Genomic DNA, 18,559 nt, shown 5'->3' with positions numbered 1-18,559 from the left:
GCCGGACGCGCCCTTTTTGATTCTGCCGATCTCGGGGGTCAGCCGGCGTTGCTGAACCAGGCCTCAAAGAGCGGCGCCGCATCTGAAGCGTAGTACAGCGCCTCTGGGATATCCCGGCGCACCGCCGCCCGGGCGTCGAAATAGGCGCTGAAACCCTCTGTGCGCACGCTGGCGGGGCCGTATTGTTCCGTGAAGGCTGCATCGAGCATATCGAGCTCGTCGGCTTCGACGAGCACCCAGACATGGGTCAGTCGGTCATCGGCGAACACGAATTCGGCCCGGCGGTGCGCATCCATGAAGACATAGCCGTCACAATCGATCTGGACGTGGCTGGACTGGGCGAGCGGCAACTCGGCCGGGTCCAGTTCGCGGCGGGTCTGTGACGCGCACAGCGCCTGCAATGCGGCGGCATTTGCGGCTTCACTCTCGCCCAGCTGTACGTCTGGGGCGAGAGGGCTGAGCATGGCGGTGGCGAGGAGGAGGGCGTTGAGCATGGCAAACCTGTCTGTGGCGGCGCCCCGATGGCGCCGCTTTCAGATCAGGATGCGGTCAGGCCGTGATTTGGATGCAGAGCGGACTGTTATCCGCCATAGCGTTTCTTGATCCCGAACAGGATGGCGATCGTGCCGAAATACAAGAACGGGCGGAGCATGGCGGACAGGGCGTGCATGTCCATGCGCGCAAAGGCGAGATCCATGGCGAAATTGGCCGGCATGTCCCCGGCGCTCATGAATTCCAGCGTAAAGCGCAACAGCACATCGATGGCGTAGGCGATCAGGGCCGCCGCCGTCAGCTGCCGCCATCGGCGCATGGCCAGCGCCGCGACGATCCCCGCCATCAGGATGAAAGACAGATCAAAGAATGTGAAACCGGCCCATAACAGGCTCCAGGCGTCATTGCCCGCCATCGTTCCCCCCGTTCCAACCGCATGTATGCGGCCGTGTCATCGTCCGCCCCCCAGGGCGTGGGCCATCTTACTTGACCGGAACGCCATGCTCCAGCGCCCGGACGAGCTTGGCGATGTCAGAGGCGGCGTCGGAGGCGGGATAGCGCTTTTCCAGCATGGTCTGTGCGCGCACCGCCAGCGGCACGTGCGCATCCCGGCGCACAATCCCCGCCAGCGGCGGACGGAAGCCCAGAAAGCTCTCACACGTCTTGGCGAAGCCCTGATAGGCGGTCTGGGCCGAAGCGTGGTCCGGCGCATTGTTGACGACCACGAACGGGCTCGCGCCTTCATCGCGCATGCGCAGCGTCTTCACGAAGGCATAGGCGTCGGTCAGCGAGGTCGGTTCGTCATTGAGCACGACAATGACATCATCCGCGGCCGCAGCGAGGCGAATGGTGGAGCGTTCGGCGCCGGCGGCCAGATCGATCAGGGTGCGATCATAGGCCATGGCGGCGGCGGTGACGCCCGCGGCCAGCCGGTTGACGGTCTCCAGATCAAGCCCCGCCAGCGCGGCGGAGCCGGAGGGGCCCGCGATCAGGTCGAAGCTGTCCTCGCCGGCGGAATTGACCGCTTCGGCCAGGCTCAGATCGCCCGCGACGACTGAAGCCAGATCGCTATGGGCGCTGACGCCCAGCTGCACATCCACATTGGCCATGCCCAGATCGGCGTCCACCAGCAAGGTGCGCTGCCCCCGGCGGGCAAAGGCATGGGCCATGGCGATGGCGAGCGTGGTCTTGCCGACCCCGCCCTTGCCTGACGCGATGGCGAGCAGCGGTCCGGCGCGGCGCGGCGCGCTCAGCGCCGTCGTGGCGTCTGTGGCGAAATTGGTCATGCCGGGAGCTCCTCTCCGGGGTCTTCCAGAAGCAGTCTGGACAGGCGCAGGGCGGTGGCGGGCGCGAGGCCGTCGCCGATAAAGGGGGAGGCGGAAATCTGGGCGTAGGCGAGTCCGGCTTCACCAAACGCCAGCAAAGCGCCCAGGCGACGGGCGATGTCGAGCTTGGTGGCGATGACCCGGCCCGCGCCGATCGAGCTGAACAGGGCGGCGGCGTCCTCGGCGTCGCCCGGCGTCATGCCAGCGTCCAGAACCGCGACGATCTCCCCGTCAGAGGCGTCCGCCAGGGCCGCAATGTCATCAAGCTGGTCCAGATCAAACGGGTTCAGGCCCGCCACATCAATCAGGGTCGGTCCGGCGGGCAGGCGCTCCAGCACGGTCCTGAGTTCGCGCGGCCCGGTCACGCATTCCAGCGGCAGGTCCAGCGCATCGGCATAGGCCGTCATCTGTTCTGCAGCGCCGGCGCGCACATCGGCGCTGATCAGCACCGGGGCGTGGCCCTGGGCGACGGCGCGGGCGGCGAGCTTGGCGAGGGCGGAGGACTTGCCGGTTCCCGGCGGTCCCACTAGCAGGACCGGGCGACCGGGATCAGCTTCCAGCGGATGCACGCCATAGCGCTGGTCGAGCGCACGGGCGAGGGTGGCGGTGGCTTCGCCGTCCTCGAGCGCCATGGCGCTGTCCATCAGCGCTTCGGAGGCGCGCTCGGGCGGCAGATGCCAGCTCAGCGCCCGGGCGATGCGCGTCAGCCCTTCATCCGCCTGGCCCCGCGCCGTGGCGCGCGCCTGATCGCGCTTGGCCAGGGCGGCTTCGGGCGTTTCGGGCTTGGGCTGGACCGCGCCGCGCTCGGCGGCGGCGCGCACCTGCACCCCGCCTTCGGGCGAATCCATCGTGGAGATGATCACCGCATCAGGACCCAGCTCACGGCGCACTTGCTCCATGACTAGGCTCAGGCTGTCTCCGGTGTAGGTGCGCAGGCGCATCGCGCCGTCTCTCCTTCAGGACGTTAAATCTGGCCGACGGTCTTGAGCCGGGCGCTGGGGTGGATCTCGTTCTGGCTCATCACCACGGTTTGCGGGCGGAAGCGTTCGGTCAGCGAGCGCACATAGGGGCGTACATGCGGGCTGGTCAGAAGCACCGGCACATCCCCGCTCATCCCTGCCCGGTCAAAGGCGGCGCGCACGACCTCGACAAACTCGCGAAGCTTGCTCGGCGCCAGCGCCAGCTGGCGGCGCTCGCCTTCCCCGATCAGGGCTTCGGCGAAGGCCTGCTCCCATTGCGGGCTCAGCGACAGGACCGGCAGATTGCCGTCCGGGCCGCGGTTGGAATAGCAGATCTGGCGCGCCAGGCGGGTGCGCACATGCTCGGTGATGGCGTCGAGATTGTTGGTCGCGCCCGACGCTTCGGCCACGCCCTCGACAATGGCGGCAAGATCGCGGATCGAGACGCGCTCCTTGAGCAGGTTCTGCAATACGCGCTGGATGCCTGCGCGGGTGATCTGACCCGGTGTGATCTCGTCCACCAGCTTGCGATGCTGGGGCGACAGGGCGTCGAGCAGTTTCTCGGTTTCCGAATAGCTCAAAAGCTCGGCCATATTGTCACGCAGGATTTCGGTCAGATGGGTGACCAGCACGGCCGCCGGGTCCACCAGCGTATAGCCGCGGAAGGTGGCTTCCTCGCGATTGCTCTCGTCGATCCAGGTGGCGGGCAGGCCGAAGGCGGGCTCCTTGACGTGGGCGCCGGGCAGCTCGACCTGGGCGCCGGACGGGTTCATGGCGAGGATCTGGTTGATCTTCAGCTCGCCGACGCCGGCCTCCATCTCCTTGACGCGCAGCACATACTGTTCGCCGGGCATCTGCATGTTGTCGACAATGCGCACGCTGGGCAGCACGAAGCCGCTGTCCTGCGCCAGATTGCGGCGCAGAGCCTTGATCTGGTCGGTCAGGCGACGGCCTTCCACATCATTGATCAGCGGCAGCAGGGCATAGCCGAGCTCGATCTTCAGCTCGTCGATATGCAGCGTGTCCTCGATCGGCGCATCGGCGGGGTCGGGCGCTTGCGCGGCGGCTTCCTCCTCGGCGAGGGCCTCTCGCGCCTCGGTCTCGACCGCCTTGTCGCGTTTCTTCGAACTCGTCCAGGCCAGTGCGCCGGCGCCCGCCGCCATCAGTCCGAAGGGAATGAGCGGCATGCCGGGCAGCAGACCGATGGCCAGCGAGGTGCCGGCGACCATGCCCATGGCGGCGGGGTTGGCCGAAAGCTGGCCGAACACCGCTTCTTCCGCGGCCCCGTCCACGCCGGCCTTGGAAACCAGAAGGCCCGCGGCCAGCGACACGATCAGCGCCGGGATCTGGGAGACCAGGCCGTCACCGATGGTCAGCGTCGAGAAGGTGTTCGCCGCCGAACCGAAATCCATGCCCGACTGGGCGACGCCGATGATCATGCCGCCGATGAGGTTGATCGAGGTGATCAGGATGCCCGCCATGGCGTCGCCGCGCACGAATTTGCTGGCGCCGTCCATGGCCCCGAAGAAGTTCGATTGCTCTTCGAGCTCCTTGCGGCGCTTGCGGGCTTCATCCTCGTTGATTAGACCCGAAGACAGGTCGGCGTCGATCGCCATCTGCTTGCCGGGCATGGCGTCCAGGGTGAAGCGGGCGGCGACTTCCGCAATCCGCCCCGAACCCTTGGTGATGACCACGAAGTTCACGATCACCAGGATGATGAACACGATGATCCCGATGACGAAATTGCCCTGCATCACGAAGCTGCCAAAGGCTTCGATGATGTCGCCCGCCGCCGCCGTGCCGCTTTGTCCTTCCGACAGGATCAAGCGGGTGGAAGCCACGTTCAGCCCCAGTCGGAGCATGGTCGCAACCAGCAGGATGGCCGGGAAAGCAGTGAATTCCAGCGGCGACTTGATGAACAGCGCTGTCATCAGGATGAGCACGGAAAAGCTCACCGACACCGCCAGCATCACGTCCAGAAGCGCCTTGGGCAAAGGCAGGATCAGCATGACCAGAAGGCCCAGAACCCCCAGACCCATCGCGATATCGCCCCGCGCCAGCCGCTTGGCGATCTGGGCGAAGTCGACCCCGCTTTGGGAAGAGGCGTTGGCGTCAGCCATATAAAAAGGGCCCGTTCTGGTAAGGTTAACAGGCTGGCCGCTTCTGCGCCCCGCCCTGGGATTTGAGTGCCCGGATTCTCATCACGTCAAAAGCGTTTCGAGAGCGCCCGGTCCGTTCAGAACCGGGCTTTGCGTCATCCGGCGACCCGGGACTCGCCCGGTCCGGGGATATCCTCCCCCTGTTCGCCATAAAGCTTGAGCTTATTGCGCAGCGTGCGGATCGAAATCCCCAGAATGTTCGCTGCATGGGTGCGATTGCCCAGGCAATGGTCGAGCGTGTCGAGGATCAGATCCTTCTCCACTTCGGCCACGGTCTTGCCCACAAGATTGATCGCTTCGTCCGCCGCTTGCGCCGCCTGACGCGCCATGGAGGCGCCGGCCGAGCTGGCGGGCAGGGGCGAGCCGTCCGGCAGGCGGATGGCTTCAGGTTCGATCTCGTCCCCGCTGGCTAGCAGGACGGCCCGGTGCATGGCGTTTTCCAGCTCACGCACATTGCCTTTCCAGGCGCGGGCGACGACCTGGGCCTTGGAGGCGTCAGACAGCGGGCGATAGTCCACGCCGTTGGCCTTGGCGTATTTCTTCAGGAAATGATCGGCCAGCGCCAGGGTGTCCTCGGGGCGTTCGCGCAGCGGCGGAATGGCGAGGTTCACCACATTCAGGCGGAACAGGAGGTCTTCGCGGAACTGGCCCTCTTTGACCGCCTCGCGCAGATCCCGGTTCGAGGTGGCCAGCACGCGGATATTGACCTTCACGGGCTTGGAGCCGCCCACCCGGTCGATCTCGCGTTCCTGCAGCGCGCGCAGCAGCTTGGCCTGCAGGCGCACATCCATCTCGCTGATCTCGTCGAGCAGCAGCGTGCCGCCATCGGCCTCCTCGAACTTACCGATCCGGCGGGCCAGCGCGCCGGTAAAGGCGCCTTTCTCATGGCCGAACAGTTCGGATTCCAGAAGGTTTTCGGGGATCGCGGCGCAGTTCACCGAGACGAAGGCTTTTGACGCGCGCTTGGACTTCTTGTGCACATAGCGCGCCATGACTTCCTTACCGACCCCGCTTTCGCCGGTGATCAGCACCGAAGCGTCAGACGGGCCGATCTGCTCGGCCAGGCGCACCACGTCCAGCATGGCCGGATCGCGCGCGATCAGGGTGCGGTCATCGTCGGAGACGGCTTCCAGCACGGCCGCGATCAGCTCGGGCTCTGGCGGCAGGTGGATGAATTCCTTGGCGCCGGCCTTGATGGCGCCGGCAGCGGCTTCGGGGCGCACATTCACGCCGCAGGCGATGACCGGAACGATGATCCGTTCGGCCTCGTTGGCGGCGATCAGGCTGCCCACATCCAGATTGACGTCCACCATCAGAAGGTCGGCGCCCTTGCCGGCCCGCAAATAGGCGGTCGCTTGCGCGATGGTGTCCACATGGGCGACCTTCGCCCCGCGGTCCATGGCGATTTTGGTGGCGGCGGACAACTGGCCGCCCAGGCTTCCAACGATCAGAACGCGCATCGTTCGTTTCCTTTCCTATGGGCGGCCGGGGTCAGCCGGTGTCCCCGTCCTTGATGATTTCAGTCATGGTCACGCCCAGCCGGTCGTCCACGACGACGACCTCGCCACGCGCCACCAGGCGAGAGTTCACGTAGATGTCGATGGCTTCGCCGACCTTGCGGTCGAGCTCGAGCACCGAGCCCGAGGTCAGGCGCAGCAGCGAGTTCACATCCACATGGGCCTTGCCCAGAACGGCGGAGATGTTGACCGGCACGTCAAAGACGGGCGCCAGGTCCACCGCCGTGCGGACCTCCTCGTCGATCAGGGCCTGGGCCGCGCCGTTTTCGGGCTCGTTCATCGGCTCGGGATCGGGGTTCACCACATCCGGGCCGTCAGACAGATCGGGGAGGTTCAGATCGTCGTCGCTCATGGTCTAACTCCTTCAGGCCGAGGCTTGACCGCCCATGGCGGCCTGATCGGGGGTGAGATCCGCATCGCCCTCTCGGGGCTGGGCGAGCCAGTTCTTCACGGCTTGCTCGATGCGGGATTCGATGTCAGCGGTGGTGCGTTCAATGGCGCCCGAGCGCCATTCCAGCACGCAGTCGGTGCGGGCGATGTCGCTGTCGGCGCGAACGATCAGCGCGCCTTCGAGACCGTTCTGCGCGGCTTCGCCTTCCAGGATCTCCGCCAGCGCGTCGGACATGGACGGGTTCACCCGGACGGCCACGCGCGGCTCGCTGCGCAGATCGGCCAGCGCTTCGGTGATGCAGTCCTTCAGCGTTTCCTCGCCATACTGCTCGAGCGCAGCGCCAGCGATGATGCGGGCCGAGGCCAGCGCAAGGCGCGCTGCATCCTGGCGCATGGCTTCGGATTCCGCCTGCAGGCGGCCCAGCAGTCCGGCGACCTGATGCACGACCTGGCCGGCCGCTTCAGCAGCGGCTTCCTGGGCCTCGATCTCGGCGACCTGGCGCGCGGCTTCGGCGGCCTGCTCGGCCACCATCTGCATCTCGTCCTCGGTATAGACGCGCTTGAAGGTGTCGCCTTCACGCAGAATGCGGCCGTCGGAGTCAAACTCCCGGTCAAAGTCGAATTTCTTGAAGCCGTCAGTCATTCGCCATGGGCTCCTAGTAAATCAGCTCGTCTTCGCCGCCGCCTTCGGACAGCAGGATTTCGCCTTTTGCGGCGAGGTCTTTGGCCTGGTTGACCATGGCCTGTTGCGCGCCATCCACGTCCTTGAGGCGCACCGGGCCCATGGACGCCATGTCCTCGCGCAGGATTTTCGCCGCGCGTTCGGACATGTTGGAGAAGAACAGGTCACGCAGCGTGTCGGACGCGCCCTTGAGCGCCAGGCCCAGCTGGTCCTTGGGCACGCCGCGCAGCAGGGTCTGAACACCTTGCGGATCGAGCTTGCCCAGGTCTTCGAAGACGAACATGAGCGAGCGGATCTTCTCTGCGGAATCGCGATTGCGCTCTTCCAGAGAGGCGAGGAAACGGTTCTCGGTCTGGCGGTCGAAATTGTTGAAGATGTCCGCCATCAGCTCGTGGCTGTCCTGCTTTGAGGTGCGCGCCAGATTGCTCATGAACTCCGAACGCAGGGTCTCTTCGATCTTTTCCACGATTTCGCGCTGGACGGGCTCCATCCGGAGCATCCGGGTCACCACTTCCATGGCGAAATCCTCGGGCAGGGCGGCCAGCACGCGCGAGGCGTGATCGGGACGCACCTTGGAGAGCACCACCGAGACCGTCTGCGGGTATTCGTTCTTGAGATAGTTCGCCAGCACCACCTCGTTCACATTGGCGAGCTTGTCCCACATGGTCCGGCCGGCGGGACCGCGCAGCTCTTCCATGATCTGGTCGACCTTGTCCTCGGGCAGGAAGGAGGACAGCAGGCGCTGGGCCTGATCGACCGAGCCGACGATGGAGCCGGTGGACGACATGGAGCCGACGAACTCCATGATCAGCTTTTCGACCGCGCCCGAGGTCACATTGCCCAGATTGACCATGGCCTGGGAGACGACGCGGATTTCCTCGTCATCCATCATTTCCCACAGCTGGCGTTGCTCGTCGCCGAGCGCCAGCAGGATCACGGCGGCCTTTTCAGCCCCGCTCATATTGGCGGGATCGTCGATCTTCCGACCACGAGGAGCAGGCGCTTCAGCCATCTCAACCCTCCCCGTCGTGCATCCAGGTGCGCAGGATGCTCATGGATTCATCAGGATGCTGTTCCACAAGTGAGGCGACCTTGCGCACGGAGGATTTCTTCACCTGACCCTCGATCTGGGCCACGTCGATATGGTCATCGGCGGACTCGCCCTCGGGCAGCATCATCTGGCCGCCCTCGGAATTGCCCAGCAGCGCCTGCACATTTTCCGGCATGCCGCCTCCGCCAGCGCTAGCGCCCGCCAGGGCGGGGCGGCTGCTGACATTGCCGATCGCGCCCTGCACCAGCGGCCGGGCGACCAGCAGGATCACCAGCAGGGCCGTCACGAACAGCACGACGATTTCGGCGATGCGCATGAAGTCGAGACGCGCCAGCGAGAAGCCTTCCGGCGCCGGGGTGCCCAGCGTCAGGTCGGGCCGATTGAAGCGCATGGAGGTGACTTCCAGGATCTGGTCGCCATCGGTCAGCGTCGTGCCGGTGGGAAAGCCCACGGCGGCGGCGACCAGATTGCGGATCTGGGTCAGCTCGGCCTCGCTGCGCGGTTCGAAGGTCAGATTGCCTTCCTCGTCCACGGTCGCCACTTCGTCGAGGACAACCGAGACCGCGAGGCGCTCCAGATCGCCCGCCTGGATGATGGAGACGGTTTCTTCCTGGGTGTTCTGGTAATTGCGTTCGGTGGTCGAGCTCTGGCTGGTGGCCATGAGCGGGGCTTCGCCATCCGCGCCCGCTTCGGCGTCCGGCGTGTTCTCGCTGACCGAGACGCCGCCGGAGGTGACGGGCTCGGCCCGGCTTTCCTCCACGGCGCGGCGGCTCACCTCGACCTGGCCGTTGGGGTCATATTCCAGCCGGGTGCGGGTCTGGCTCTGCCGGTTCAGTTCGGCGGTGACGGCGACGCGCACGCCGCCGGGACCGACAATGCCTTCCACGAGATCGCGGATCTTTTCCTGCAGATCCTGTTCGATGGCGTTCTGGCGATCATCGAGCATGGCGCCGATGACATCGCCTTCCGCATCACTGGGCGCAGCCAGCAGGCGGCCCTGGTCATCGGCCAGGGTGATGCGGTTGGCCTGCAAGCCCGGCACGGCGGTAGCGACGAGATTGCGGATCGTCGCGATCTGGGAGCTTGGCAGATCGCCGCGCACGCTGATCACGACGGAGGCGGACGGATCCTGTTGCTCGCGGGAGAACAGGCGGCGTTCGGGCAGCACCAGGTGCACGCGGGCGGCGGATACCGTGTTCAGGGTGTTGATGGAGCGGGCCAGCTCGCCTTCCAGGGCGCGCTTGGCGTTGACGTTCTGGACAAAGCTGGTGGTGCCCAGCGCATCGGTCTCGTCAAAGATCTCATAGCCAACCGAGCCAAAGCTCAGCGCGCCGCCCGAGGCCACCCGCATGCGCGCCTCGTCCACCTGGTCGGTGCTGACATAGACCGCCGAGCCGCCTTCCTGCAGCTCATAGGTGATGCCGGCCTGATCCAGGCGCTCGCTGACCGCCGCTGCGTCCGCCGGGCCGAGCCCGGAGAACAGCAGCGCCTGGCCATTGGAGTTCATGCTCATGGTGAAAAACACCAGAGCCGCGGCCGCACCGGCGGTGAGGCCGAGAATGGCGGCCAGTCGACCGACTCCGAATCGAGAAAGCTGTTCCAGTAACGCGTTCACGCTGGGCCCTTGCTGATTTCCGAATCAGGAAAACGCCGCTCCCTGTAGCGGCTAGGCAAGTTTTTCCCACTATCCGCGTAAACGAGGTCTTAACGCGTTGAATCAAAAAACACGATCAGCGCGGCGAACTGAAGCTCGCCGCGCTGAAAGCAGGCCTGAAAGAGAGGGGGGCGAACCGCCTATTGGCGGTATTGCTGAATGCGCGTGGTGCGCAGTCCGGCAAGGCCATGCCGGTCGATTGAGCGCTGCCAGGAGAGGAATTCCTCCACGGTCAGCCGATAGCGATCACAGGCTTCATCCAGGCTGAGAAGTCCGCCCCGTACGGCGGCGACCACTTCAGCTTTTCGGCGAATAACCCAACGCTTGGTATCCGGGCTCGGCAAATCGGCCACGGTTAAAGGGCTGCCATCTGGACCGATGACATAGTTTTCCTTCTTCGCTCGACGTTCCATCCGACCCATCCTTGTAAGAAGACCCGTCTAACGCGGGTCCTTAATGAGGAGGGTTATAGCGAAGGCCTCTTAAGGTGAGCCTAAAGCGCAGGGTAAAAGTGCGGTAAATCAGTTGTTTAGAAAAAATTCACCCCGACGCCGAAGCGCCGGGGTGTCAGTCGGCCGGTGGGACGGCGGTGGGTTAGCGCTTCATCTGGATCGCCTCGGCCAGCATTTCGTCGGCCGTGGTGATGATCCGGGAGCTGGCCGAATAGGCCCGCTGGGTGATGATAAGATTGGAGAATTCGGTCGCGATATCGACGTTGGAGTTCTCGACCGTCTTCGCGGCAATGGTGCCCGAGGCGCCCGAGCCGGGGGCGTTCAGGGTGAAGGCGCCGGAGTCCTCGGTGATCTGGAAGCTCGCGCCGCCGACCGAGGCCAGACCGTTCGGGTTGAACACGGTCGCGACCGGCAATTGATAGACGCGGCGCACCACGCCGTTGGTGAACCGAGCGGACAGGAAGCCGTCATCGCTCACTTCCACACCGGCGAAAGCGCCGAAGATCGCGCCATCCACCACGGTGGAGTCGAGGTTGGAAGGCGAGTTGAACTGGGTGATGCCGCCCGGCGTGCCGGCTGTGCCCAGATCCAGGTCGATGGTTTGCGCGCCAACACCCGTTGATGCGGCCCAGCGCACCGCGCCTGCGCCGACAGCGCCTGCAGCGTCCGAGGATTCAAACGGCAAGGTGGTGGGCAGGGTGGTCGGAGCGCCGGGAACAATCTCGCCATTGGTGTCAAAGGCGACGATGCCGGTAGCGATCTGGCCATCAATCAGGGGCGCGCCCGTGGTGACGTCAGAGGCGGGCTGCACGTGCAGCTCCACATGCCACTGGTTGGCGTTGGTGGCGTGCTTGAGGAAGGACATGGTCACAGAGCGGACACCGCCCTGGGTGTCGTAGATCTGGATGGTGCGCTGGAAGTCCGGCGTCACCGTGCCCGAAGCCATGTTCGTGCCCGAGGCCGTGGCGTCATAGGTCGCCGCCGCGGCGGACGCCGTGGTGCTGGCCTGCAGGTTGGCGTTGATGCGCACGCTGGAGGTGGCGTTGGCGGTGCCGCCGATATTGGACAGGTTCACCGCTTCCAGCGTGTCCACATTGGACGGGTTCTGGTTGACGGTGCCATCTGCCGCGACAGGCCAGGCGTACAGATACTGGCCGGCGTCATTGCGCAGATAGCCCGAGGAATCGGTCTGGAAGCCGCCCGAACGGGTGAACAGTACGGCGTCAGAAGAGCCGCCTGCCGTCGGGCTGGGGCGCACGACGAAGAAGCCGTCGCCGTCAATCGCCATGTCGGTGGCGTTCACGCCCGGGGTCAGAAGGCCGGACGAGTTCACGTCCAGACGCGAGTTCGAGCTCACGCCCGAAGAGGCGTAGCGGGTCTCGCCGCCGCCGCCGATCTTGTAGTTGGGCGTGAAGATCGTATCCACGCGCTTGTAGCCGACGGTGTTCACATTGGCGATGTTGTCGGAAATCGCCGCGAGCGCCGAAGAGTTGGCGATCAGGCCGGATGCACCGGCGGCCATGGCTGAGTTGATACTCATGATTTGCTTCCCATCGTTTTAGCCAGGGCTCCCGGTCCTTCTGGCGGAGAGCCTCGATTTTGTTGCGGAGCGGTTCGGGCTCCGGTTTCCCCGTTATCGGGGTTAAGCGGCGGCCTCGGACTCTTCGTCCGGTGAGCCGTTGTTCGTGTTGGCGGCGGTGTTGGCGGCCTCGCGGACGCTGGTCACCAGGCTGGCGGGCAAGACGAGCTCGCCGCGGCCGAAGCTGACCTGTGCCTCGCCGCCGCTCATCTCCACGCCGGTGACCCGGTGGCTGATGCGCGTGGCGGCATCGATAGCGTTGTCATCAGCGTCCTTGGCGATGACCTCGATCTCGTAGACGCCTTCAGGCAGAGCGTTTCCACCCTCATCCTTGCCGTCCCAGACGACTTCATGGACGCCCTCGCTGGTCTCACCCTGCAGGCGGCGAACTTGCTCGCCGCGCTCGTTGAAGATCAGCAGCTCCACGCTGTCTGCTTCCTGAGCCAGGCCATACTCCCAGGTGGCTTCACCATCCTTGAGCAGGTTGTAGCGGGTGTTCACCGTGGCGTCCTTGCCAATGAACTCGAGCGCCTTGAGCTGCGCGTCGCTCTGCTGCAGGGACAGCAGCGCTTCCAGCGATTCATTGGAGGCGATCTGCTGCTCCACCGAGGAGAACTGGACCAGCTGCTGGACGAATTGCTCCGATTCCAGCGGATCCAGCGGATCCTGGTTCTTCAGCTGCTCGGTCAGGAGCACCAGGAAGGTGTCGAAATTTTCCGCAAGGTCGGCGGTCGCAAGCTTGGATTGGCCTTGCGATTGTTGCGCCTGGGCGGCTTGGGCGGCTGCGTTGACTTCGGTCATGATCTCGCTCTTCTGCTCAGGCGATCAGATTGACGCCGGCGCGCTGGCTAACGGCGAAGCCGTACAACGCGTCCGTGAGGGGGGCGCCGGGCAGGTCGGTCTCGACCTCCAGCGTGAATTGGTTGCGGGCGGAGAAGCCGTCAGCGGAGCCGTCCGACTCCTGCTGGAAGCCGTCAAACGCCCCATTGTCCTCGCTCAGCGAGAAGGACAGCCCGTCCTCGCCAAGCTCGAGGCCGGCATCGGTCAGCGCCTTCTCAAGATCGCGGGCGGAGCGTTGCAGCTCGGACAGGGTGTCGGCGCGCTCTGCGCTCAGTACGGCGGACACCTTGTTGTCCGGACCCAGCTCCAGGCGCACCTCGACCCGGCCCAGCTCGGGCGGATCAAGACGGATGTCGAACACCCGCCCGCCATCGTTGAACTTGCGGGCGATCTGGGCGGCCAGCGTCTGGGTGGTGGTGGGCGCAAAGCGTGAGGCCGCATGCGCTTGAGGGTGTTGGGACGGCCGTGCGGCTTCCAGGCGCGGCTCGGCCCGCACCGTGCTCATGTCTAGCTCGGCGTCAGAGGTGTCGCTCGGCGCTTCCACCGGCGCCTCGCCCGTCATCAGGCTGTCCTGAAGCAGCCAGGACAACGGATCCACAGGCGCGGATGCAGCCAGGGTCGCGAAAGGCGGCTGAACGGAACGGTTGGCGGACGGCGCAGCGCCGGTTTCCACGTTCGCGGATTTGGGCGCGCTGGCTTCAGGGCCGCCCTGGGGCGCAGCGGGCCTCGATCCGGCCTCGCTCTTGTCGGCGTTTCGGATCTTGTTCTGAATGCCCGGCGCCCGGTCTGAGTCAGGGCGACGGTCTGCGCGCATTCCATCCTTGAACGCGGCCTGTGCGGCGGCAGCGGCCTGAGCTTCATCCGCTGCAACGCTGGCAGACTGTGTCTGTCCCTGGGTCTCCGCTTGTGGGCGCGGCTTTGCGGCTGCGGCGTCCTGGGCCTGGGCTTCAGCCTCGCGGCTCGCTGAGGGCGTCGCGGCTGGCTGGGCCTTGGGCTCTTCGCTCCGGGACTTGGCGGACGCATCCTGCTCGCCTCGGGCCTTGCCGGTCTCGGAAGATGATTGCGTCTCGGTCTCGGTCGTCGACGATTGCGCCTTGCCGGTATCTGGCGCTTCGGCGTTCGCCCGCGTGCGCGTCGCGCTGACTTCGACATCCTGTGCCGCGTCATCGTCCGCAGCGCCGGACTGTGCGTCAGTTACCGGGCGCTGGGCGGTCGCGCCCTGGTTTACAGTCTCTGTACTCTTGCCCTGGGCCGTCGTCTCGGACTTGGCGTTGGCGGCCGGTTTCACGGCGACGGTCTCTTCAGGCGCAATATCGGACTGGTCTGCTGAAGATGCAGATGCAGGGGCGGCCGTCGCCGCCTGAGCCTCGGTCGGCTTGCCGGTCGTGGATGCGGCGTCCTTGGGGGCTCCATTGGCGTCAGCCTTGGCGCCGTCAGCCCCGGCCTTGGAGTCACCCTGAGCGGGCTGGGCCTCAGCGCCAGCCTTGGCTGCGGCTTCCGCCGCCTTGCCATTTGCCCCCGCTTTGGAGCCGGCGGCATCTGCAGACGCATCGCCAACCGCCGGGGCGGCTTGGGAAGACGATCCGCTCGTAGCGTCTGGCGACGCACTGGAGTCGCCCTTGAGCGCTTGGCTGAACAGGTCATTGATCGTCAGCGCGGCTTCGCGACCGTCCTGAGCGGCAGCCTCCGCCGCCTGGGCCTGTTGCGCCTGTGCATCCGCCGCGCCTTCGCGCGCCTTGGCGTCGGAGCCCTCTCTGGACGGGCTCTGGGATGACTTGGCGGCGTCGCTTTTGCTGGCTTCGGACCTGGAGGGTGAAGCAGACTTGCGGTTTTCAGCCTCGGGCAGGTTGAACGCCTGCGCACCCTCGCTCGACGCGCGTGGGGCGCGTTTCGGGCTGGGGGCAGTCGGCGCAGGGGCCGGGGGCAGACGGTCGAGCGGCATGAGCGTCGGGCTCCGCAAATCATCAAGCTGATGCGCCGCGTTTTGCTGCGTCGAAGGGGCGGGACGTTTTGTCCAGCCATGTGGTCGCGCTTTCCCTTCAAAGGGCGTGCCAATTCAGTGAAATCAAAAAAGTCAATTAATTCAGCAAGTAAACTTGTTGTTAGGGTTTGAAATCGGCGCCGACCGGCAGATTCTCCCCCATGCCGGATGACACAATTGCCGGGCGCCGGGCGCGGTTTTACGTTTGGCCCGTTGCTTGCGGGTCTACACACAGCCAGCAGGCAGGCGCGAACAGGCGTCATTCCGGCAGGGCCAAGAAAAGCCTTTAAAATAAAGGTATTTATTGGGAACCGCGGTCGGGCTGACAGTATCGCTATCCAGGTGTTGGCTAGGAAAATTCTGCCGCCTTATGGGCAAAAACGCCCCGGCGGAGCGGTATTGGAGGCGCACATGGCGCTCAATTCTGTCATCGGCAACGCCTTGTCCGGCATCAAGGCGTCGCAACTGGGTTTGCGCACGGCGTCCAACAATGTCGCCAACGTGAACACGCCCGGCTATGCGCGCACCGAACTGGCCATCACCTCTCGCAATGTTGCGGGGCAGGGGATGGGCGTGGACGTGCGCGGCGTCGAGCGCATTACAGACGAATACCTGCTCGCCGCCTCCATTCGCGCCAATTCCGATTTCTCCGCAGCGTCAGCCCGCTATTCCTCGCTGGACCGTCTGCAGGCCCAGTTCGGCAGCACCAGCGATGAAGGTTCGCTCTTCGGTCGCCTGAACACCGCCTTTGACTCGCTCAGCGCCGCCGCGGCGGACAGCGCCGAGGCGGTATCGCGTCTCAGCGCCGCGTCCGAGCTGCAAAGCTTCTTTGATGAGGCCGAGCGCCTGTCGGTCGAGATCCGCACCTTGCGCAACGAAGCCGATAACAAGATCGGCGCGGGCATTGGCCGCATCAACGAGATCCTGGAGGAAATGCAGGATCTGAACGTGCAGGCCCAGTCGCTGAACGCCAGCTCGGCGGATACCAGCGGTGCGGCGAACCGTCAGGTCGAGCTGATGGATGAGCTGTCGAGCTATATCGATGTGCGCACCCAGCGTCAGCAGGATGGCCGGATCTTCGTCTCCACGGCCGATGGCGTGGCGCTGCTGGACAATTCCCGGCTGGAGCTGGAATACACGCCTGCCGGGACCGGCAATTACGGGCTCGACTATGGTGAGATCACGGCGGTCGTGTCCGCCTCCGGCGCGCGGGTGGACCTCACCCAGAACATCACGTCGGGCGAATTGCGCGGTTTGATTGACCTGCGTGATGAAGACCTGCCTCAACTCGCCGCCTCGCTGGCGGAATATGCCTCCGGCGCCGCCGATGCGCTCAACGCCGCGCACAATGACGCCAGCGCCTATCCGCCGCCCAACACCCTGACGGGACGTGACACCAGCCTGGTCGGCGCGGATGTGCTGCAGGGCTCGGGCGCGGCGCGCCTGGCTGTGGTCAACAATGACGGCACGCTGGTCCAGAACATCGACATCACCGTGACCGGCGCCGGCTTCACCGTTGACGGCAATGCGGCGAACTCGATCACCGATCTCGTCAACGAGCTGAACACCGCGCTGGGCGCGAACGGCACCGCCAGCTTTACCAATGGCCGACTGAGCATTGATGCGGCGAACGCCAATCACGGCATTGCCCTGGCCCAGGACAGCACCAACCCGTCCTCGATCGGCGGCCGGGGCTTCTCGCATTATTTCGGCCTGAATGACATTGTGGATTCCGACCGCCCGGCCTTCTTCGAGACCGGTCTGACCGCGACCAGCGCCCACGGCCTCGCCCCGGGCGGGGTGATGAGCTTCAAGGTGCTGGGCCCGAACGGGGCGCGCACGGCCGATATCGATGTGAACGTGGCCGGCGCCAGCATCCAGGACCAGCTCAATGCGCTCAACGCTGCCGGTACGGGCCTGGGCGCTTACGGTTCGTTCGCCATGGACGGCAATGGCGAGGTCAGCTTCACGCCCAATGCCGGGTTCGAGCGCTATGAGGTGGTCGTCACGGGCGACACCAGCGTGCGCACCGGCACCGGCAAGTCCTTCACCACGATTTTCGGCCTGTCTGACGGCGCGCGCATGAGCCGCTCCGAAGGCTTTGAGGTGAGCCCGGAGATCCGGTCGGATTCCACCCTGCTCTCCATGGCAAAGCTGGATGTGGATGGCGGCACGGCGCCGGGCGATATCGTGGTCACCGCCGGTGACAATCGCGGCGGCCAGGAGTTGGCCTCGGCCGGGCAGGTCAAGCGCAGCTTTGACGATGCCGGCAGCATGACAGGGGGCATGTCCACCCTGGTCGAATACGGCGCCCGGGTCGCAGGCAAGGTCGGCTCTGTCGCCGCCGCCGCCGAGCGGTCCCAGACCGCATCGGAATCCGTCAAGGAGGCCGCCGACATCAAGCGGTCAGACGTGGAAGGGGTGAGTCTCGATGAAGAGCTCGCCCGCATGATCCAGTTCCAGCAATCCTACAACGCGTCCGCGCGCCTGCTGCAGGCCGCCCGCGAAATGTCGGATACGCTGCTCAACATCGTTTAGGTCGGGAAGGGAGCTTAGAATGAGAATATCCACCCAGGCCGCAAACCAGGCCGCCCTGAGCGATCTGATGCGGGCCCAGCGAGAAGCCTATGACGCCCGCGAACAGCTCGCCAGCGGCAAGAAGGCGCCGGACCTGAAGGGCTACGCCAATTCCGCGGAGACGATCATCGCCGCCCGCGCCGCGCAGGCGCGCAGCGAATCCTTTGTCGGGGCGAACGAGCGTGTTCTGAACCGGCTCGAGGTTCAGGATCTCGCCTATCAGGAGCTGACGACCGCCGCCACCGATCTGCGGACGGCGCTGACCACCAATGACGGCTCGTTCATGATGGACAAGGTCCAGGAAGTGTTCGACCGGGCCTCGGCGGCGCTGAACATGCGCTTTAACGGCTCTTTCCTGTTCGGCGGTCGGCGCACGGATGCCGTGCCGTTCACCGCGAACTCCATCGCCGATCTGCAGGCGGCGGTTCCCGATGTCTCCGCGACCTTCCAGAACGCCGCGGATCGTCAGACCACCAAGATCGAGGAAACCATCACCATCGATCTCAATTCGACGGCGTCGGAGGTGGGGACCGAGCTGATGGCCTCGATCGAGCGGATCGCCGACTTCAATGCCGGTCCGAACGGCCCGTTCGATGGTCAGATCACCGATGCGCAGCAGACCTTCCTGGAAACCGAACTCGCCAACATCATTAACGCTTTCGACACCATCAACACGGCGATGGCGGAAAACGGCGCGCGTCAGAAGCAGATCGAAGGCTCCATCACCGGGCACGAGAAGCGCTCGGACTATCTGCAGATCATGGTTGCGGACATCGAGGATGCGGACATGGCCGAAGCCGCCACCCGTTTCCAGCAGGCCCAGACCGCTGTGCAGGTCTCGGCCCAGACCTTCTCACGCCTCAGCCAGATCAGCCTGCTGAACTATCTGTAGGGATAGGCG

At 65.2% G+C, this 18,559-nt stretch carries 16 protein-coding genes; 2 read left to right on the top strand and 14 right to left on the bottom strand.

Annotated features, from left to right (window positions below):
- Positions 1–38: 38 nt before the first annotated feature.
- The 14 genes from RBA95_RS14215 to RBA95_RS14150 all read right to left on the bottom strand — a co-directional run bounded on the left by RBA95_RS14215 (position 39) and on the right by RBA95_RS14150 (position 15,042).
- Positions 39–494, bottom strand: a complete 456-nt coding sequence (locus RBA95_RS14215) for a hypothetical protein (protein ID WP_306017538.1) — start codon at positions 492–494, stop codon at positions 39–41.
- 86 nt (positions 495–580) lie between these two features.
- A complete protein-coding gene (locus RBA95_RS14210; protein ID WP_306017537.1) occupies positions 581–907 on the bottom strand; it encodes a hypothetical protein in 327 nt (108 codons plus the stop codon).
- Positions 908–974: 67 nt separating this feature from the next.
- Positions 975–1,778: an AAA family ATPase gene (locus tag RBA95_RS14205; protein ID WP_306017536.1), complete on the bottom strand. Its 804-nt coding sequence runs from the start codon at positions 1,776–1,778 to the stop codon at positions 975–977.
- Entirely contained in the window at positions 1,775–2,758 is a 984-nt protein-coding gene (locus RBA95_RS14200; RefSeq protein ID WP_306017535.1) for a flagellar biosynthesis-like protein (FlhF), read from the bottom strand. The genes RBA95_RS14205 and RBA95_RS14200 overlap by 4 nt, the downstream gene beginning before the upstream one ends.
- Before the next feature lie 23 nt (positions 2,759–2,781).
- Positions 2,782–4,896, bottom strand: coding sequence for a flagellar biosynthesis protein FlhA (flhA, locus tag RBA95_RS14195; RefSeq protein ID WP_306017534.1), 2,115 nt, complete (start codon positions 4,894–4,896; stop codon positions 2,782–2,784).
- A gap of 134 nt (positions 4,897–5,030) precedes the next feature.
- A complete protein-coding gene (locus tag RBA95_RS14190; RefSeq protein WP_306017533.1) occupies positions 5,031–6,395 on the bottom strand; it encodes a sigma-54-dependent Fis family transcriptional regulator in 1,365 nt (454 codons plus the stop codon).
- Positions 6,396–6,426: 31 nt separating this feature from the next.
- Positions 6,427–6,732 (bottom strand): flagellar motor switch protein FliN, encoded by a 306-nt coding sequence (fliN, locus tag RBA95_RS14185; RefSeq protein WP_371933620.1) that lies wholly within the window; start codon positions 6,730–6,732, stop codon positions 6,427–6,429.
- 84 nt (positions 6,733–6,816) lie between these two features.
- Positions 6,817–7,485, bottom strand: coding sequence for a FliH/SctL family protein (locus tag RBA95_RS14180; RefSeq protein WP_306017531.1), 669 nt, complete (start codon positions 7,483–7,485; stop codon positions 6,817–6,819).
- A 13-nt stretch (positions 7,486–7,498) separates the two neighbouring features.
- Positions 7,499–8,536, bottom strand: a complete 1,038-nt coding sequence (gene fliG / locus RBA95_RS14175; protein WP_306017529.1) for a flagellar motor switch protein FliG — start codon at positions 8,534–8,536, stop codon at positions 7,499–7,501.
- A gap of 1 nt (position 8,537) precedes the next feature.
- Positions 8,538–10,190 (bottom strand): flagellar basal-body MS-ring/collar protein FliF, encoded by a 1,653-nt coding sequence (fliF, locus tag RBA95_RS14170; RefSeq protein WP_306017528.1) that lies wholly within the window; start codon positions 10,188–10,190, stop codon positions 8,538–8,540.
- Between the two features lie 179 nt (positions 10,191–10,369).
- Positions 10,370–10,642 carry a DUF1153 domain-containing protein gene (locus RBA95_RS14165; RefSeq protein ID WP_009803057.1) on the bottom strand — a complete coding sequence of 91 codons (273 nt, stop codon included), beginning with the start codon at positions 10,640–10,642 and terminating at the stop codon, positions 10,370–10,372.
- Between the two features lie 181 nt (positions 10,643–10,823).
- Positions 10,824–12,221 carry a flagellar hook protein FlgE gene (locus tag RBA95_RS14160; protein ID WP_306017527.1) on the bottom strand — a complete coding sequence of 466 codons (1,398 nt, stop codon included), beginning with the start codon at positions 12,219–12,221 and terminating at the stop codon, positions 10,824–10,826.
- A 102-nt stretch (positions 12,222–12,323) separates the two neighbouring features.
- Positions 12,324–13,061: a flagellar hook assembly protein FlgD gene (locus RBA95_RS14155; protein ID WP_306017526.1), complete on the bottom strand. Its 738-nt coding sequence runs from the start codon at positions 13,059–13,061 to the stop codon at positions 12,324–12,326.
- 16 nt (positions 13,062–13,077) lie between these two features.
- A complete protein-coding gene (locus RBA95_RS14150) occupies positions 13,078–15,042 on the bottom strand; it encodes a flagellar hook-length control protein FliK (protein WP_306017525.1) in 1,965 nt (654 codons plus the stop codon).
- Positions 15,043–15,492: 450 nt separating this feature from the next.
- On the opposite strand from RBA95_RS14150, the gene flgK reads away from it, so the two are divergent.
- Together flgK and RBA95_RS14140 are read left to right on the top strand one after the other, a co-directional pair.
- Positions 15,493–17,619 (top strand): flagellar hook-associated protein FlgK, encoded by a 2,127-nt coding sequence (gene flgK, locus RBA95_RS14145; protein ID WP_306017524.1) that lies wholly within the window; start codon positions 15,493–15,495, stop codon positions 17,617–17,619.
- 19 nt (positions 17,620–17,638) lie between these two features.
- Positions 17,639–18,550 carry a flagellin gene (locus RBA95_RS14140; RefSeq protein ID WP_306017523.1) on the top strand — a complete coding sequence of 304 codons (912 nt, stop codon included), beginning with the start codon at positions 17,639–17,641 and terminating at the stop codon, positions 18,548–18,550.
- Positions 18,551–18,559: the final 9 nt, after the last annotated feature.

This window comes from Oceanicaulis sp. MMSF_3324 (assembly GCF_030733545.1).
Lineage (GTDB): Bacteria > Pseudomonadota > Alphaproteobacteria > Caulobacterales > Maricaulaceae > Oceanicaulis.
This window is presented reverse-complemented; position numbering and strand designations above follow the sequence as displayed.

Bases quoted from the DNA above. Each gene is read 5' to 3' on its own strand.
- RBA95_RS14215 (WP_306017538.1), bottom strand. From the start codon at position 494: ATGCTCAACGCCCTCCTCCTCGCCACCGCCATGCTCAGCCCTCTCGCC.
- RBA95_RS14210 (WP_306017537.1), bottom strand. From the start codon at position 907: ATGGCGGGCAATGACGCCTGGAGCCTGTTATGGGCCGGTTTCACATTC.
- RBA95_RS14205 (WP_306017536.1), bottom strand. From the start codon at position 1,778: ATGACCAATTTCGCCACAGACGCCACGACGGCGCTGAGCGCGCCGCGC.
- RBA95_RS14200 (WP_306017535.1), bottom strand. From the start codon at position 2,758: ATGCGCCTGCGCACCTACACCGGAGACAGCCTGAGCCTAGTCATGGAG.
- flhA (WP_306017534.1), bottom strand. From the start codon at position 4,896: ATGGCTGACGCCAACGCCTCTTCCCAAAGCGGGGTCGACTTCGCCCAG.
- RBA95_RS14190 (WP_306017533.1), bottom strand. From the start codon at position 6,395: ATGCGCGTTCTGATCGTTGGAAGCCTGGGCGGCCAGTTGTCCGCCGCC.
- fliN (WP_371933620.1), bottom strand. From the start codon at position 6,732: ATGAACGAGCCCGAAAACGGCGCGGCCCAGGCCCTGATCGACGAGGAG.
- RBA95_RS14180 (WP_306017531.1), bottom strand. From the start codon at position 7,485: ATGACTGACGGCTTCAAGAAATTCGACTTTGACCGGGAGTTTGACTCC.
- fliG (WP_306017529.1), bottom strand. From the start codon at position 8,536: ATGGCTGAAGCGCCTGCTCCTCGTGGTCGGAAGATCGACGATCCCGCC.
- RBA95_RS14165 (WP_009803057.1), bottom strand. From the start codon at position 10,642: ATGGAACGTCGAGCGAAGAAGGAAAACTATGTCATCGGTCCAGATGGC.
- RBA95_RS14160 (WP_306017527.1), bottom strand. From the start codon at position 12,221: ATGAGTATCAACTCAGCCATGGCCGCCGGTGCATCCGGCCTGATCGCC.
- RBA95_RS14155 (WP_306017526.1), bottom strand. From the start codon at position 13,061: ATGACCGAAGTCAACGCAGCCGCCCAAGCCGCCCAGGCGCAACAATCG.
- RBA95_RS14150 (WP_306017525.1), bottom strand. From the start codon at position 15,042: ATGCCGCTCGACCGTCTGCCCCCGGCCCCTGCGCCGACTGCCCCCAGC.
- flgK (WP_306017524.1), top strand. From the start codon at position 15,493: ATGGCGCTCAATTCTGTCATCGGCAACGCCTTGTCCGGCATCAAGGCG.
- RBA95_RS14140 (WP_306017523.1), top strand. From the start codon at position 17,639: ATGAGAATATCCACCCAGGCCGCAAACCAGGCCGCCCTGAGCGATCTG.